16 protein-coding genes are annotated in these 15,320 nt (G+C 59.8%); 2 read left to right on the forward strand and 14 right to left on the reverse strand.

The features are described from left to right. Positions 1-595: 595 nt before the first annotated feature. Positions 596-1,402, forward strand: coding sequence for a cytochrome c (locus P3S72_RS23055; protein WP_276194371.1), 807 nt, complete (start codon positions 596-598; stop codon positions 1,400-1,402). A 1-nt stretch (position 1,403) separates the two neighbouring features. Here P3S72_RS23055 and P3S72_RS23060 read toward each other — a convergent pair whose 3' ends face one another. From P3S72_RS23060 to P3S72_RS23125, 14 genes are all read right to left on the reverse strand, one after another. Then, the gene (locus P3S72_RS23060; protein WP_276194372.1) at positions 1,404-2,207 is read right to left on the reverse strand and encodes a transglutaminase family protein; all 804 of its coding nucleotides are present in this window, start codon (positions 2,205-2,207) and stop codon (positions 1,404-1,406) included. Then, positions 2,204-3,154: an alpha-E domain-containing protein gene (locus P3S72_RS23065; RefSeq protein ID WP_276194373.1), complete on the reverse strand. Its 951-nt coding sequence runs from the start codon at positions 3,152-3,154 to the stop codon at positions 2,204-2,206. Before P3S72_RS23065 ends, P3S72_RS23060 begins: the two co-directional genes overlap by 4 nt. Positions 3,155-3,158: 4 nt before the next feature. Next, positions 3,159-4,568, reverse strand: a complete 1,410-nt coding sequence (locus P3S72_RS23070; RefSeq protein ID WP_276194374.1) for a circularly permuted type 2 ATP-grasp protein — start codon at positions 4,566-4,568, stop codon at positions 3,159-3,161. Between the two features lie 449 nt (positions 4,569-5,017). Continuing rightward, positions 5,018-5,359, reverse strand: coding sequence for a ribonuclease E inhibitor RraB (locus tag P3S72_RS23075; RefSeq protein ID WP_003193463.1), 342 nt, complete (start codon positions 5,357-5,359; stop codon positions 5,018-5,020). 212 nt (positions 5,360-5,571) lie between these two features. After that, complete coding sequence (locus tag P3S72_RS23080) at positions 5,572-5,808, reverse strand: hypothetical protein (RefSeq protein ID WP_247402633.1); 237 nt, start codon at positions 5,806-5,808, stop codon at positions 5,572-5,574. Between the two features lie 103 nt (positions 5,809-5,911). Further along, on the reverse strand, positions 5,912-6,517 hold the full coding sequence (locus P3S72_RS23085) for an START domain-containing protein (RefSeq protein ID WP_276194375.1): 606 nt from the start codon (positions 6,515-6,517) through the stop codon (positions 5,912-5,914). 41 nt (positions 6,518-6,558) lie between these two features. Next, positions 6,559-6,813, reverse strand: a complete 255-nt coding sequence (locus tag P3S72_RS23090; protein ID WP_276194376.1) for a YkgJ family cysteine cluster protein — start codon at positions 6,811-6,813, stop codon at positions 6,559-6,561. Between the two features lie 162 nt (positions 6,814-6,975). Further along, a complete protein-coding gene (locus P3S72_RS23095; RefSeq protein ID WP_276194377.1) occupies positions 6,976-7,467 on the reverse strand; it encodes a translation initiation factor 2 in 492 nt (163 codons plus the stop codon). Positions 7,468-7,571: 104 nt separating this feature from the next. Next, positions 7,572-9,011, reverse strand: a complete 1,440-nt coding sequence (locus P3S72_RS23100) for a PLP-dependent aminotransferase family protein (RefSeq protein WP_276194378.1) — start codon at positions 9,009-9,011, stop codon at positions 7,572-7,574. A 203-nt stretch (positions 9,012-9,214) separates the two neighbouring features. Next, positions 9,215-10,030 carry an OmpA family protein gene (locus tag P3S72_RS23105; protein ID WP_247402644.1) on the reverse strand — a complete coding sequence of 272 codons (816 nt, stop codon included), beginning with the start codon at positions 10,028-10,030 and terminating at the stop codon, positions 9,215-9,217. Then, positions 10,027-10,389, reverse strand: a complete 363-nt coding sequence (locus P3S72_RS23110; RefSeq protein ID WP_253398117.1) for a DUF4398 domain-containing protein — start codon at positions 10,387-10,389, stop codon at positions 10,027-10,029. The genes P3S72_RS23105 and P3S72_RS23110 overlap by 4 nt, the downstream gene beginning before the upstream one ends. Before the next feature lie 9 nt (positions 10,390-10,398). Then, entirely contained in the window at positions 10,399-11,217 is an 819-nt protein-coding gene (locus P3S72_RS23115) for a transporter substrate-binding domain-containing protein (RefSeq protein WP_276194379.1), read from the reverse strand. Between the two features lie 68 nt (positions 11,218-11,285). Then, a complete protein-coding gene (locus P3S72_RS23120) occupies positions 11,286-12,215 on the reverse strand; it encodes an FAD-binding protein (protein ID WP_276194380.1) in 930 nt (309 codons plus the stop codon). Between the two features lie 2 nt (positions 12,216-12,217). Beyond that, on the reverse strand, positions 12,218-12,967 hold the full coding sequence (locus tag P3S72_RS23125) for an electron transfer flavoprotein subunit beta/FixA family protein (protein WP_253398123.1): 750 nt from the start codon (positions 12,965-12,967) through the stop codon (positions 12,218-12,220). Between the two features lie 530 nt (positions 12,968-13,497). On the opposite strand from P3S72_RS23125, the gene P3S72_RS23130 reads away from it, so the two are divergent. Next, positions 13,498-15,162 carry an electron transfer flavoprotein-ubiquinone oxidoreductase gene (locus tag P3S72_RS23130; protein WP_247406486.1) on the forward strand — a complete coding sequence of 555 codons (1,665 nt, stop codon included), beginning with the start codon at positions 13,498-13,500 and terminating at the stop codon, positions 15,160-15,162. Positions 15,163-15,320 lie beyond the last annotated feature (158 nt).

Below are 15,320 nucleotides of genomic sequence, written 5' to 3' on the forward strand. Positions count from 1 at the left end.
ATTGACACGGTTTCAATGACGGATGCGCTCATTGCTTTTGACCCCCTCGCTCGGACGAACGGTAGCGGGCGAGTGCAATCCTTTGATTAATCGTTTTAGCGGTCTAGCCAAGGCATTGGCGCCAAGATGGCGATAGGCCTCATACCTATTTAACTAAAATATACGGCAAGGTGATATGAAATGGATCTAAGCCAGGCAGAACGAGGGCTCTAAGGTTCACTCAGTAGGAAGTTGCTGCCGGGTTTTGCTGGAGCAACTGTAAGAAAAGTGACACGTCACGTTGCGATACTGAAATAAACCGGCACGCATTTGACGCTCAGGAATAACAACAAAAGGCAGTCAGCCATGTTCAAGCATTCGAAAGTACGTCAGGCGGGACTTATTCTGTTCGCCACCACACTGATTCTGATCCTGCCCAACCTGACCAAGGTTCTTGGCTGACGAATCACACACCCCATTCTGTGCATCAGGATTAGCGTTTTTGGCAGCGCCTGCCGGGACATTGCGAATAGCGGTCCTGTTGCAGGGGCTGCCGTTTTGCCTGCGAAATTTCCGCTATCTTAGGCGCCATTCCCTCTCGCACCGGGCCTCCCTCTTGAAATCGATCCTCGCCCTCCTCGCCGTGTTCCTCGCCCTGCCCGCTACCGCCGCGCAGTTGAGCATTGAGTTGGACCACGCCAGCAAGACCTGGCAGACCGCCGACCTGCTCAAGCACCCCGCTGCACAGACGGTGCATATCGTTGATGACGTTTCCTACAAGCGCAACATGACGTATCGCGCAGTCCCGCTGGCGGTACTCTTACCGGGTCTGCAGGCAGAAAACCATCTGCAGGCCGTTGCTCTCGATGGGTTCGCCGCCGAACTGAGCGCCGCGCCTTTGCTGGAAACACACGGCGCCCGCGCCTGGCTGGCGGTGGAAGATCCCACCCAGCCGTGGCCCGCGCTGGCCGAGGGCAAACCGAGTGCCGGGCCGTTCTACCTGGTGTGGACGAACCCTCAGGCCGGGCACATCAGCCCCGAGCAATGGCCGTTCCAGATCGCAGGGATCAAGCAGTTGCAGACGGTCGCCGAGCGCTTTCCGGCGTTGTTGCCCGACCCGAAGCTGAGTGCGGATGATCCTGTCAACCAAGGCTTTGCGCTGTTCCAGAAAAACTGCATGGCCTGTCACCGCCTCAATGGGGCTGGCGATGCACAGGTGGGGCCGGACCTGAACATTCCCTATAACCCCACCGAATACTTCAGCGGCGATTTCCTCAAGCGCTATATCCGCGACCCGCAAAGCCTGCGCCGCTGGCCCCAGGCGAAAATGCCGGCCTTCGCCGCCGGGGTGTTGCCCGACAGCGAGCTAGCGTTGTTGGTGGGGTATTTGAAGCATATGGCCGGACGTAAGCAGCAGCCCTGAGTTATTGCTGCTGCACCAAAACCAGCGGCGTCGGCGCCACAAACACCTTGGCATGCATCTGCTCATGCCCGCCGCCGCGACGCATGCCGCGCACCGGGCAAGCGTCCAGATAATCCAGGCCCACGGCCAGTTTCAGGTGGCGCTCCGGCCGCGCCAGTTGGTTGGTCACGTCAAAGCTGTACCAGGCGTCGTCCAGCCAGGCTTCGGCCCAGGCGTGACTGGCCAGGTGCGTGCTGTCCTCGGTGTACAAATACCCCGACACATACCGCGCTGGAATCCCGAGGCTGCGCGCACAGGCCAGGAACGCGTGGGTGTGGTCCTGGCAGACACCCGCACGCCCCGCGAAGGCCTCGGCGGCGCTGGTGTCGACCTCGGTGGCGCCAGGTGTGTAGACCATCGAATGGTTGAGCGCGTGCATCAGGTCGATCAGGGCGCTGCGGTCGCGGCGCTGATGGCAATGCTGCTCGGCAAAGCGACGCAAGGCTTCGTCAGGCTCGGTCAGGCGCGTGCTGCGCAGAAACGGGAAGGCTGACTGGCTCTCGTGCTCAGCCTCGCGCAACTCGTCGATATCGACCTGGCCACGGGCGCCAATGATGATGGCGTCGTGGGGCTCGTCCATGGTCAGCACATGCAGGATATTGCCGAACGGGTCGACCTGGGCGCGCACCGGACGCGGCAGGTCCAATTGCCAACTGATTACGCGCTGGCGCTCGCTGTCGTGGGGCGTAAGGCGCAGGTACTGGATGCTTGCGCGCACCTGATCGTCGTAGTGGTAGGTGGTTTCGTGGCTGATGGAGAGTCTCATGCCGCCTCCAGGTAGGAACTGTAGATGGCGTCGCCCAACTGGCGGACCAAGGGGATAAAGTCGGTCAGCCAGGCGTGCAGGCCTTCCTCGAGGATTTCGTCGATCGCGGTAAAGCGCAGGCGTGCGTCCATTTCGGCGGCCAGGCGCTGGGCCGGGCGGCCGTTGAGGCCGGGCAGGCTGGCGAGGATCTGGTCGATCTCTTCGCTGCAGGCCCGCAACGAGCGCGGCACATCGGCACGCAACAGCAACAGCTCCGCCACTTGCCGGGCGCCGGGGGCGTCGCGGTAGATCTCGGTGTAGGCCTCGAACGACGACAACGCACGCAACAAGGCACTCCACTGGTAGTACGCGTGGGCCGTGCCATCGCTGACCGCGTCGGCCTGGTCGCCGGCCATTTCGTAGCGCGCGTCCAGCAGGCGCAGGGTGTTGTCGGCGCGCTCGATGAACGTGCCCAGGCGGATAAAGCGGAAGGCATCGTTACGCATGATGGTGCCGTAGGTCGCTCCACGAAACAGGTGCGAACGCTCCTTGACCCACTCACAGAACCGACTCATGCCGTAGCGGCTCAAGCCTTGCTGAGCGATATCGCGGATATCCAGCCAGGTGGCATTGATGTTTTCCCACATGTCGGCGGTGATTCGCCCACGCACCGCATGGGCACTCGCCCGTGCAGCGCCGAGGCAACTGTAGATGCTGGCCGGGTTGGCCGCGTCCAGCGCGAAAAAGTGCAGCAGGCGCTCGGCATGCAGTTCGCCGTGGCGTGCGTGGTAGTCCTCCAGGGTGCCGGTGATCAACAACGGCATGGCCAACTCATGCAAACCGTCGCCGCGTCCGTCCTGGGGCATCAGCGACAGCGAATAGCTGACGTCGAGCATGCGCGCGAGGTTTTCCGCACGTTCCAGGTAGCGCGACATCCAGTACAAATCCGAGGCAGTTCTACTCAACATGGCATCAGTCCTCAACCACCCAAGTGTCTTTGGTGCCGCCGCCCTGGGACGAGTTGACCACCAGCGAGCCTTCGCGCAAGGCCACGCGGGTCAGGCCGCCGGGCACCACACGGGTTTCCTTGCCGGACAGCACGAACGGGCGCAGGTCGATATGGCGCGGGGCGATACCGTTTTCGACAAAGGTCGGGCAGGTGGATAAACACAGGGTCGGCTGTGCGATATAGGCATGGGGCTTGGCCTTGATACGCGCGCGGAAGGCTTCGATTTCCGCCGCGGTGGAGGCCGGACCGACGAGCATGCCGTAGCCGCCGGAGCCTTGGGTTTCCTTGACCACCAGGTGCGGCAGGTTAGCCAGTACGTGGGACAATTCGTCGGGCTTACGGCATTGGAAGGTCGGAACATTCTTCAGGATCGGTTCTTCATCCAGGTAAAAACGGATCATCTCGGTGACAAAGGGATACACCGACTTGTCATCCGCCACCCCGGTGCCGATCGCGTTGGCCAACACCACGTTGCCCGAACGATAGGCGGCAAGCAGGCCGGGGACGCCGAGCATGGAGTCCGGGTTGAAGGCCAACGGGTCGAGAAATGCATCGTCGAGGCGCCGATAAATCACGTCCACAGCCTTGGGACCGTCGGTGGTGCGCATGAAGACGCGGTCATCGCGCACGAACAGGTCGGCGCCCTCCACCAACTCCACGCCCATTTCCCGGGCGAGGAAGGCATGCTCAAAAAACGCACTGTTGAAACGCCCGGGAGTCAGCACCACCACACTTGGGTTATCCAGGGGGCTCGAGCTTTTCAGGGTGTCGAGCAGCAAGTTGGGGTAATGGTCGATCGGCGCGATACGCTGGGCCGCGAACAGCTCGGGGAACAGGCGCATCATCATCTTGCGGTCTTCGAGCATGTAGCTGACGCCGCTCGGGGTCCGCAGGTTGTCCTCCAGCACGTAGTAGGTGCCGTCGCCATCGCGAACGAGATCGACGCCGGAGACGTGGGAATACAGATCGCGGTGCAGATTCAGCCCCTGCATTGCCAACTGATATTGCTCGTTGGCCAGCACCTGTTCGGCGGGGATGATTCCGGCCTTGATGATGCGTTGTTCATGGTAGAGGTCGGCGAGAAACATATTCAGCGCCTTGACCCGCTGAATGCAGCCACGTTCGACAATCCGCCATTCACTGGCCGGAATGCTGCGCGGGATGGTGTCGAAGGGAATCAAGCGCTCGGTGCCCTGTTCATCTCCGTAAAGGGTGAAGGTGATCCCGGCGCGGTGAAACAGCAAATCGGCTTCGCGCCGGCGCTGGGCCAGCAATTCAGCAGGGGTTTCAGCCAACCAGCGGGCGAACTCGCGGTAATGGGGGCGAACCTGCCCTGCCCCATCGTACATTTCGTCGTAATAAGTGCGGATCATGCCGTACTCCTTGTCACCCGGACGCGAGAATCATCGCAAGGCCCGTGCCAGCGGCATAAACACTTAAAAATCAGTGAGTTAAATAATAACGGAGAGCTAAGAGCACCATCCTGGTGCGTAGAATGCCCAGCGTCCGGCCGCACGCTTCATCACAATGCGGGCTTTGACTATCAACAGCATAGCCAGAGTTGATTTCAATGCCCGGCCAGCGTTGCGGATAATCACCACCATCTGCTGAACAGGACCCGTCCTACAGCCCAATCCATCGCGCAATCGGTACCGTGTGCCCTCGTGTACCGACCGACTCCTTCGGTCTTCCCTTTCGGCCACCCTGCTCGGGTGGCTTTTTTTTTGTCTGAAAATACAGCGCAAGTTTCGCCCGCTTTCAGACGCCACAAACAAAATCGGCCGACCCAAAGGTCAGCCGATACGCTGTGTTTCTCATACTGCTACATGGGTAACCCACGCACCTCCTGCTTGACGCCCCATCCTTCGATGATCCCGCCCAGCGGCTCGACCACCGCTTCAAAGTCTTGCTCGAAGTCTCCTATGCCGTCGTAGGTTGCAAACATGATCTTGCTCAGTTCCAAGTACCAGGCGCCATCGTCGCGCGCGCTGACCTGGGCATTCAGGGACTCGCCACGAAATCGACCCGCAGCCCTGCGCGCCCGTTCCTCGTCCGGGAAAATGGCGTAGAACTCGATGGGGTGGAACCGTGAAAAATCGAAGCCGCCCTCTTTCATGCGGCGCAGAACGTTGGTGCTGATGTCTTCTTGATAGGCTGTGCTCATGAAACGTCCTCCTCAAACCGATGGATAGACTTTCCGTGCTTCCCTAGCCGGCGCCGTACTGGCGCGGGGGCTACGACAATGACATCACCGCTGGAAAACAAGCATGTAGCTGACAAGACCAGACCTTAGCGATTCATTCGCTGATCTCACTTGCAGAGTAGCGCGAAGCTATCACCTCCACCAGAGGCGCTTGAATGGCATACAGGGAATGTTCAGGCGGCGGGAGAGATGTCGAGGATCTGGATACTGTTCTGGTCTTTGAGGATCTTGACCGTCGGCTCGGGTTTGCGGCCGTCCAGGTCATTGAGGTCCAGTTCGGCGGCCACCGGCACCAGCTTGTTGCGAATCATATGTGCCGCATCCTCGAGGCTCGGCTTGCGGTCGCAGGCGAACCGCTCCACGGACTGCACGCCGTGATCATCAACGAAGGTAATCTGCCAATTTTGCATCGGTGCCTCCTCGATAAAACCCGTGTGTGGGCTTACTTCTATCTGGACCTTGAGGGTTCGGCAAACGTTCCACTCAAGGTCGCAGGCACCGGATCAACTGCGCTTACTTCTCAGCGCGTTCCTTCAGGGCTTTCAAGGTGTTGAACGGGGCGTCCACCACGAACTTGTTGGCCAACCATGAAGGCACGCTGCCGCCTGGCTCGGTGTGTACCTGGTAGGTCACTTCGGTTTCATTGGCACCTTTAGGCACCAGTTTCCAGTAGCCTTCGACCTGGGCCACGCGCACGTAGCCCTTCACTTCCGGCTGATAGGTCGGCACTTCCAGCAGGGTGCGGGTCACGCTGCCGTCGGCAGCCTTGGACGTGGTGATTTCCAGGATAGAATCGCGGTCGGTCACCGGGAACGGTGCCTTGAACTGGGTGTAGGTCCAGCTCTTGTTGCCTTCCTGCTTGAGCAGTTTTTGCGATTTGCATTCATGAATCCAGGTGCAGGCACCGACAGCGTCCTCCTGCAAGGCCTCGATCTTGGCCACGGGTGCCTTGATCACTGTCACACCGCGATATGCCTTGTACTTGGAACCGGCGACTTCGCTCAGCGACACCTTGATCCCGTCTTCATCCTTGGCGACTTGCCAATCCTCAGCCTGAGCAGTGGCAGCAAATAACACTGTAAAACCGCACAACACAGCCATTCGTTTCAGCGAACCCATTGTTGTATTCCTTATTGTTGAAGTTCCGATAGTAAAGCCCATCAAGCCGCCGTCATCTGCTCCCACCAGCCGATCAACCTGATCGCATCGGCCTGGTCGATGCCGCAGACCTCGATATCCGCCTTGAAAGCACTGCACACCGCAGGCCGTTCCGGTTGCCCGAACAACTGGCATAAGTGTTCGACCGACAGGTGCAGACAGCGTTCGCCCGCAGGTTTGCCCTGGGGCATTCCCGGCAGCGGTGAACTGATGGAGGGGGCGATGCAGCAAGCGCCACAGCCTTCACGGCATTTCATGACCAGCAGGTCCTCGACGGCTCAATAGGGATGGCCGGGCTAGAGTACGCCCTTAAACAGCCGTTTTAAAATGGTCTAACAGGGGTTTTTCGCAGAAAAAAAAAGTGACTGACCAGTCTGCGACAGATGGTCGAGTGTCGACGTCACCTGCATAGGAAAAGTTTATTGCTTGAATTCGAAATCCAGCGCCGCGCCTTCCACGTCTCGCCGTTCTTCGTTGCGCAGTTGCAGCCTCATCTCATTGCTGAGCAGGCGGCCGTTGATCTGGAATGCACTGTTGTCAGACGGCTTCTCGCCAAACATTGGCGGCAGCAACGGTACGTTTTTGGGCGCGGGCACGCTGCCGATGGGCTGCAAGTGCCTGACCATGTCGGAGGGCAGGGACAAATCCAACTGTGCCGGTGGCAGTTGGGTCTGGGCCACTTCGCGGGCGGACTTGGACTTGCTCGCAACCGGCGCGCGTTTTTTTACCGGCGTGTTTTTTTTGTTCGTGGCCGAGGCTTTTTTGGCCGGGGTCGTTTTTTTTGCGGGCGTTTTCTGCTCGGTGCTCGCGGCGGGGGCTGGGTTGACCACAGGCGTTGCGGCCAGCGTGGCGCCGACATTACTCAGGCCGAACAGGCTAATCACTAAAACAGCGCGAAAAATAGAAGTCATATTGCCAACAGCATTAACGGCAGAGGGCCATATGCTCGCTTGTTGAGGGCAGCATGACAAGCGCGGTGATCAGCCAGCTATCCGCGTTGTCTGCTTGGCGAACCTCAAAAACCGACAGCGGTCTCCTGGCATAACTGACTGGCGAGCATCCCCAAGGTCATCAGCGCCCGCTCTGCTTCGCGGTTCCACGGCGTGCCGCAGTTAAGACGAATACAGTGGTTGAACTGTTCCGTATTACTGAAGATCAACCCCGGTGCGATGCTGATGCCCTGTTGCAATGCACGCACATGCAGTTCCTGGGTATTGACCCGCCCCGGCAAACTGACCCACAGGATAAAACCGCCGGTCGGACGGGTCATCTGGGTGCCTTCGGGGAAATACTGCTGAACCGCCAGTTGGAAAGCACTGAGGTTCTTGCGATATTCCTGGCGGATGTAACGCAGGTGCCGATCGTAACCGCCGTTCTCCAGGTACGCGGCGACGCCCATTTGGGTGACGCTGCACGCCGAATGCGTGCTGAACATCTGCAAGCGCTGGATTTCCTGCTGATACTTACCGGCAATCATCCAGCCAATGCGCACGCCGGGTGACAAGGTTTTGGAAAAGCTCGAGCAATAAATCACGCGATCAAGGCGATCGTAGGCTTTCAGGGCTTTGGTGCGACCCAGCTCGAACATCAGTTCGCCGTAGATGTCGTCTTCGACGATCTGGATATCGAAATCCGACGCCAGGCGCAGCAATTGTTTCTGCCGTTCCTCGGGCATGGTGCCACCCAAAGGGTTGCTCAGGCGCGTGGTCAGCACCAGGGCCTTGATCGACCACTGATTGGCGGCCAATTGCAGGGCTTCGAGGCTCATGCCGGTGGCGGGGTCACTGGGGATCTCTATGACCTTGAGGCCCAACAGGTCCGCCAACTGCAGTAAGCCGTAATAGGTGGGTGACTCGGCGGCGATCAGGTCGCCCGGCCGCGTCAGCACCCGCAGCGACATCTGCAACGCATCAACGCAGCCGTGGGTGATCACCACTTCGGAAGGGTCCACCACCACGCCGGCATCGCGCATGCGGATCGCCACCTGGCGGCGCAACGGCTCGAAGCCGGGGCTGAACATGTAGCTGAACGCCCGTGGGCTCTGGAAGCGCGTGACCTTGGCCAACTGCTGGTGCAGTGCACGTACCGGCAAGTAATCCACACTCGGCACGGCCGCGCCCAGTGGGAATACGCCTTCACGACGCGACTCCACCAACACTTGCTGAATGATGCTGCTGCGGGTCACCAACCCTGGGCGCTCGACCCGGGCGATATCCGGCGTCGGTGCCGTCAGCGCCGGTGTCTGGTGTACGTAATACCCGGACTGTGGCCGCGCACGAATCAAGCCCTGATCTTCCAGATTGGCGTAGGCCTGCAACACCGTGGCATGGCTGACGTTGAGCTGGGAGCTCATCTTGCGCACCGAGGGCACGCGTTCGCCCGGTTGATAGACACCGCGCCGGATATCCTCAGCCAGTTGCTGGGCGATACGTTGGTAAAGCAACAGATTGGTCATGACGCAGCACTCGATTTCACGGGTATTTTATTTTTGTGTGAAACATACCGGCACAGTTTAGAAGTGTACGGGGACAGTTGCCACAATAGTCGAGCGCGGGCGGCAGTGATAGAAAAAACTGTAAGGGTGGCCTGCGGCGTTTCGGGTACATCCAAAAAAATGTGGGAGCAAGCCACCTCCCACATTTTGCTTGCGCCAGGCTCCTAGCGGGCCGCGCCGAGTTGGCCTTTTGCGTCAGAGAACACGATCTCTACCCGCCGGTTCTGCGCACGGCCGCGCTCGGAGGCGTTGGCCTCCACGGGGTACTGGTCGCCATAGCCTTCGACCTGGATGCGTTTTTCGTCGATCCCCAGGTCCACCAGCACATCGGCCACCGATTGCGCGCGGTCGCGGGACAGTTGGAGGTTTTCCTGCTCGCCGCCGGTGCTGTCGGTGTAACCCTCGATACGCACTATGCGTTTGGGGTTCAGTTGCAGGAACTGGACGATTTTCAGCACGGTGCGGTTGGCCGAGTTTTTCAATTCGGCTTCGCCGGTGTCGAACAACACGTCGCCCAGGGTCATCACCAAGCCGCGATCGGTCTGGGTGGTGGCCAGGCTGGCGATCTGTTCTTCGAGCCATTTGCCTTGCTGCTGCACGCTGATCAGCTTGCTTTCACGCAGGGCCAGTTGCAGTCGCTGGCGTTCCAGTTCGAGTTTGGCACCGTGTTCCTGGTTGAGTGCCTGCTCGGTGTGTTCGCGGGCGATCGCGCTGTAGCGCCGGCTGAGGTAGGCGTAATGCACCACGTCGGCGCCGCTGCCCCAGTAGCTGGACAAGCGATCGGCACGGGCCAGGGACTCTCCGGCGCGGATCACGTCCTTGGGCGCGAAGCGCAGCACATTGGCGTCTTCCTTGACCTTCTGGAAGTCGCTGCCCGCCTGTTGCAGGGCCTGCTCGCCATTCGGATGGCTGGCGCAACCGCCCAGGGCCGCGCTGCCCAGCAGCACGATACAACTCAAACCACGGATCATCGGGCTCATTGGGCTTCTCCCAACTGCAATTGCTTACGCAGGCGGGTGATACGGGTATTGAGCACGTTCAGTTGTTCCTGGCTCTTGCGGGTCAACACTTGGGCTTCGGCGAGACGTGCATCCAGTTCGGCCTGTTCGGCCTGCATGCGCGCGTCCTTGTAGGACCGGTCGGCCATGTCGGCCTGGGCCTGGGTGAGTTTGCCTTCGGCCAGTTTCAGCTCAGGCGATTCATCGGGGTTGGCACCCACGGCATTGGCTTGTTCCAAGGCTTGCTGGGTGAGGCGTATTTGTTCATTCGGCGCAGGATCGGCTGCACATCCCGCCAGAGCAACGACGGCGAGGGCCGCTAAAAGAGGTCGAAAAGTCACTGAAAATCCCTACTTTGTTGGGGTGCCGACAGGTTGTTGCAATTGCGCTTTCCAGCGCTCTAGATTGCGCTGCAGCGCAGCTTGCGCCACACCAGACCCGGACAATTCTGTCATCTTTTTCGCCAGCTGTCCGCGCAGCCATGGATCATTGCACGCGGAGTTGTGGGAAATCGCCAGGTACAGGCCAGGCTGATCGACGGGTATGTCGTGGGCAATCAGGTCTTTGCTCATGCCCAAGGTCTCGGCCATGGCCATGCCGGAGTAACGCCCGGCAAGTACGTAATCCACTTCCCCCAGCAGCAATTTCTGGAACGCAGGAGTCAAGGCAGGCAGGCGTTGCAGAGTCAATTGCTGGGCGGCGAAGGTTTCAAAGTCGTGGCTCAACCGCGCCCGTTCGGACACCGCGCCCTTGTGGCCGTGCAGGTCAGTGGCCGTGGTATAGGCCAGCGCCGAATCCTTGCGGGTCCAGACCAGATAGTCGATCTGCACCAGCGCCGGGTGGATGTAGTCGAGGGTTTCCAGCTCGCCGAGATTCAACGGCGCATCGGCCAGCAGATCCATGCGCCCGCTGCGCACTTCATCCAAGGCCTGGGAGCGCTTGCCGCCGTAAAGCAGGTCGATTTTCAGCCCAAGGTCCTGGGCCACTTGCTGCAGCATGTCGGCGGTGGCGCCGATCAGGTGCGTGGGGTCCTGGGGGTCGCGCCAGAGCAGAGGCGGAGCATCCGGGCTGCCGGTGACCACCAGGCGCTCGCATTTGCCGGCGGCCAGCGACAAGGTCGGCAGCAACAGTGTGAAACCCAGCAGTACGGCCCAGGGGCGCAATTCCATGGCGAGGTGCTCCGATAAATAAAAAGCCCGGTCACAAGACCGGGCTCTTTATAAGTGAAGCGACTGGATTAGACCAGCTTCTCCAACTCAGGTACGGCTTCGAACAAGTCCGCCACCAGGCCGTAATCAGCCACCTGGAAGATCGGTGCTTCTTCATCCTTGTTGATCGCCACGATCACCTTGGAGTCTTTCATGCCGGCCAAATGCTGGATCGCGCCGGAGATACCGACCGCGATGTACAGCTGTGGCGCAACGATCTTGCCGGTCTGGCCGACCTGCATGTCGTTGGGCACGAAACCGGCGTCGACGGCCGCGCGGGAAGCGCCGACCGCAGCGCCCAGCTTGTCGGCCAGGGCGTACAGGTGCTTGAAGTTGTCACCGTTCTGCATGCCACGCCCGCCCGAAACGACGATCTTGGCAGCGGTCAGCTCAGGACGATCCGACTTGGCCAGCTCTTCGCCAACAAAGCTGGAAAGGCCAGCGTCGTGGGCAGCGGAGACGGCTTCAACGGCAGCCGAACCACCTTCGGCTGCAACCGGGTCGAAACCGGTGGCACGCACGGTGATGACCTTGACCGCAGCGCTCGATTGCACAGTGGCAATGGCGTTACCGGCGTAGATCGGGCGCTTGAAGGTGTCGGCGCTTTCGACCGAGATGATCTCGGAGATCTGGTCAACGTCCAGTTGCGCAGCAACGCGCGGCAGGATGTTTTTGCCGTTGGAGGTCGCGGCAGCCAGGATGTGGCTGTAGCCAGCACCCAGCTCTGCTACCAGCGGCGCGACGTTTTCCGGCAGTTGGTGAGCGTAAGCGGCGTTGTCGGCCAGCAGTACTTTGCTCACGCCAGCGATTTTCGCTGCGACTTCGGCCACGGCGCCAGCGCCCTGACCGACAACCAGCACGTGGATGTCGCCACCGATTTTCGCAGCGGCAGCCACGGTGTTCAGGGTGGCCGGAGCCAGTACCTTGTTGTCGTGTTCTGCGATTACCAAGATAGTCATGATTAGATTACCTTCGCTTCGTTTTTCAGTTTCTCAACCAGTTCAGCCACCGACTTGACCTTGATGCCCGCGCTGCGTGCAGCCGGCGCTTCAACTTTGACGGTCTTGTTGGTAGAGGCGGTGGAAACGCCCAAAGCGTCCGGAGTCAGCACTTCGAGAGGCTTCTTCTTGGCTTTCATGATGTTTGGCAGGGACGCGTAGCGCGGCTCGTTCAAACGCAGGTCGGTGGTGATGATGGCCGGCAGTTTCAGCGAAACTGTTTGCGCGCCGCCGTCGATTTCGCGGGTCACGGCAACGCTGTCGCCGCTCACTTCGACTTTCGAGGCGAAGGTGCCCTGGCCGTAACCGGTCAGTGCAGCCAGCATCTGGCCAGTCTGGTTGTTGTCGCTGTCGATGGCCTGTTTGCCGAGGATCACCAGCGATGGCTGTTCCTTGTCGACAACGGCTTTGAGCAACTTGGCAACGGCCAGGGAGGTCAGTTCTTCAGCCGACTCAACCAGGATGGCGCGATCAGCGCCCAGTGCCAGGGCGGTACGCAGCTGCTCTTGAGCAGTGGTCGGGCCGATGGAAACCACGACGATTTCAGTCACCACGCCTTTCTCTTTCAGGCGTACAGCTTCTTCCACGGCGATTTCGCAGAAAGGGTTCATCGACATCTTGACGTTAGCGAGGTCGACGCCGGAATTGTCCGCCTTGACGCGAACTTTCACGTTGTAATCGACAACGCGTTTGACAGCTACAAGAACCTTCATGGATTCCTCGTTACTCTCCGGTGAAAAGAAAGTCGCCTAGGCGAACCTGGCGGTTGATGCTCATCGGCACACAAGGGCACCTTCAAAACCTTCGGCAAGTGACGCAGCGATAGAGAGTGATGACCGTTCGTCAGAGGTGACTGGGAGGTCATTCATGATCGCGACGTGTAAACTGCGCGCCAGCATTGGGCACGCGCCAGCCTTTTTCGCCTTCGCCTGTCTTTAAAGGTGCTCTTGAAACCTACAGTCAGCCTACGGCTAGCGCAAAACCGACCGTATATTGACCGGAACGCCTATTCTGGTCAATACGGCAAAATGGCCAGTCATAAGCCCCGTTGCTTTGATTTACCTAGCTTCCAAGCAATTCAAACAAACGTTTGTATTGGACGCTGAGAGTGGTGTAGATATAATGCGCCACCTAGAGAGAAAGGTGGTCATCCGCCTGCCCAGTGAGCGCAGCGATGACGGTGACGACACCCAACCTCCACCCATTAGAAAAAAAGCCTGTGAGCCTGAGTAGGAGATAGCCTGTGGAACGCGAATACATGGAATTCGACGTGGTCATCGTCGGCGCTGGCCCGGCGGGCCTGTCTGCCGCCTGCCGACTGAAGCAGAAGGCCGCCGAAGCCGGTAAGGAAATCAGCGTCTGCGTGGTCGAGAAAGGCTCCGAGGTCGGCGCACATATCCTTTCCGGTGCCGTGTTCGAACCACGCGCCCTGAACGAACTGTTCCCGGACTGGAAAGAACTCGGCGCTCCGCTCAACACCCCCGTGGTGCGCGATGACATCTATGTACTGCGCAGCAGCAACACCGCCACCAAGGTGCCTGACTTCTTTGTGCCCAAGACCATGCACAACGAAGGCAACTACATTATCTCCCTGGGCAACCTGTGCCGCTGGCTGGCCCAGCAGGCCGAGAACCTGGGCGTGGAAATCTACCCAGGCTTCGCCGCCCAGGAAGCGCTGTTCGACGAAAACGGCGTGGTGCGCGGGATCATCACCGGCGACCTCGGCGTCGACCGCGAAGGCAACCCGAAAGAAGGCCTGTACACCCCCGGCATGGAACTGCGTGGCAAGTACACGCTGTTCGCCGAAGGCTGCCGTGGCCATATCGGCAAGCAACTGATCCAGCGCTTCAAGCTGGACAGCGACGCCGACGCCCAGCATTACGGCATCGGCCTGAAGGAAATCTGGGAAATCGACCCAGCCAAGCACCAACCAGGCCTGGTGGTCCACACCGCCGGCTGGCCGCTGGATATCATGAGCAACGAGAACACCGGTGGCTCGTTCCTCTATCACTTGGAAAACAACCAGGTGGTCGTCGGCCTGATCGTCGACTTGTCCTACAGCAACACCTTCCTGTCACCGTTCGATGAGTTTCAGCGCCTCAAGCATCACCCGGTGCTGGCGCAGTACCTGGAAGGCGGCAAGCGCATCAGCTACGGCGCCCGCGCGCTGGCCAAGGGCGGCATCAACTCGTTGCCGAAGATGGTGTTCAAGGGCGGCGCATTGATCGGCTGTGACCTGGGCACCATGAACGTGGCCAAGATCAAGGGCAGCCACACCGCGATGAAATCCGGCATGCTCGCCGCCGAAGCCGTGGCCGAGCGCCTGCTGGCGGACGCCGAAGGCGGCGACGAGCTGACCAACTACGTTGACAGTTTCAAGGCAAGCTGGCTCTACGAAGAACTGTTTGCCACGCGTAACTTCGGCCCGGCGATGCACAAGTTCGGCCCGATCATCGGTGCTGGCTTCAACTGGTTCGACCAAAATATCCTCGGCGGCAAGATGCCGTTGACCCTGCACGACACCAAGCCGGACTATGCCTGCCTCAAGCTGGCCAAGGACTGCCAGAAGATCGACTACCCCAAACCCGACGGCAAGCTGAGCTTTGACAAACTGAGCTCGGTGTTCATCTCCGGCACCAACCACGAAGAAGAACAGCCGTGCCACTTGAAACTCAAAGACCCGAGCATCCCGATCGGCACCAACCTGCCGCTCTACGATGAACCGGCGCAGCGCTATTGCCCGGCCGGCGTGTATGAAGTGGTGACCAAGGAAGACGGCGAGAAGCGCTTCCAGATCAACGCCCAGAACTGCGTACACTGCAAGACCTGTGACATCAAGGACCCTTCGCAGAACATCACCTGGGTGACGCCGGAAGGCGCGGGCGGGCCGACTTACCCGAATATGTAAGAGGGTTGCATGACCCAGGAGGCTCCCAGATCGGGAGCCTTTTTTGTGGCTGGCATCAACTCAATGTGGGAGGGGGCTTGCCCCCGATGACGGTGGTTCAGCCATAGATGTGCTGACTGTTCCACCGCTATCGGGGGCAAGCCCCCTCCCACATTTTT

Origin of the sequence: Pseudomonas sp. D3 (assembly GCF_029320995.1) — a bacterium.
In the GTDB taxonomy this organism is placed as follows: Bacteria; Pseudomonadota; Gammaproteobacteria; order Pseudomonadales; family Pseudomonadaceae; genus Aquipseudomonas; species Aquipseudomonas paraveronii.

Coding starts and splice junctions, on each gene's coding strand:
- P3S72_RS23105 (WP_247402644.1), bottom strand. CDS start 10,030: ATGAGCCCGATGATCCGTGGTTTGAGTTGTATCGTGCTGCTGGGCAGC.
- P3S72_RS23075 (WP_003193463.1), bottom strand. CDS start 5,359: ATGAGCACAGCCTATCAAGAAGACATCAGCACCAACGTTCTGCGCCGC.
- P3S72_RS23085 (WP_276194375.1), bottom strand. CDS start 6,517: ATGGGTTCGCTGAAACGAATGGCTGTGTTGTGCGGTTTTACAGTGTTA.
- P3S72_RS23100 (WP_276194378.1), bottom strand. CDS start 9,011: ATGACCAATCTGTTGCTTTACCAACGTATCGCCCAGCAACTGGCTGAG.
- P3S72_RS23080 (WP_247402633.1), bottom strand. CDS start 5,808: ATGCAAAATTGGCAGATTACCTTCGTTGATGATCACGGCGTGCAGTCC.
- P3S72_RS23120 (WP_276194380.1), bottom strand. CDS start 12,215: ATGACTATCTTGGTAATCGCAGAACACGACAACAAGGTACTGGCTCCG.
- P3S72_RS23095 (WP_276194377.1), bottom strand. CDS start 7,467: ATGACTTCTATTTTTCGCGCTGTTTTAGTGATTAGCCTGTTCGGCCTG.
- P3S72_RS23065 (WP_276194373.1), bottom strand. CDS start 3,154: ATGTTGAGTAGAACTGCCTCGGATTTGTACTGGATGTCGCGCTACCTG.
- P3S72_RS23060 (WP_276194372.1), bottom strand. CDS start 2,207: ATGAGACTCTCCATCAGCCACGAAACCACCTACCACTACGACGATCAG.
- P3S72_RS23070 (WP_276194374.1), bottom strand. CDS start 4,568: ATGATCCGCACTTATTACGACGAAATGTACGATGGGGCAGGGCAGGTT.
- P3S72_RS23125 (WP_253398123.1), bottom strand. CDS start 12,967: ATGAAGGTTCTTGTAGCTGTCAAACGCGTTGTCGATTACAACGTGAAA.
- P3S72_RS23115 (WP_276194379.1), bottom strand. CDS start 11,217: ATGGAATTGCGCCCCTGGGCCGTACTGCTGGGTTTCACACTGTTGCTG.
- P3S72_RS23090 (WP_276194376.1), bottom strand. CDS start 6,813: ATGAAATGCCGTGAAGGCTGTGGCGCTTGCTGCATCGCCCCCTCCATC.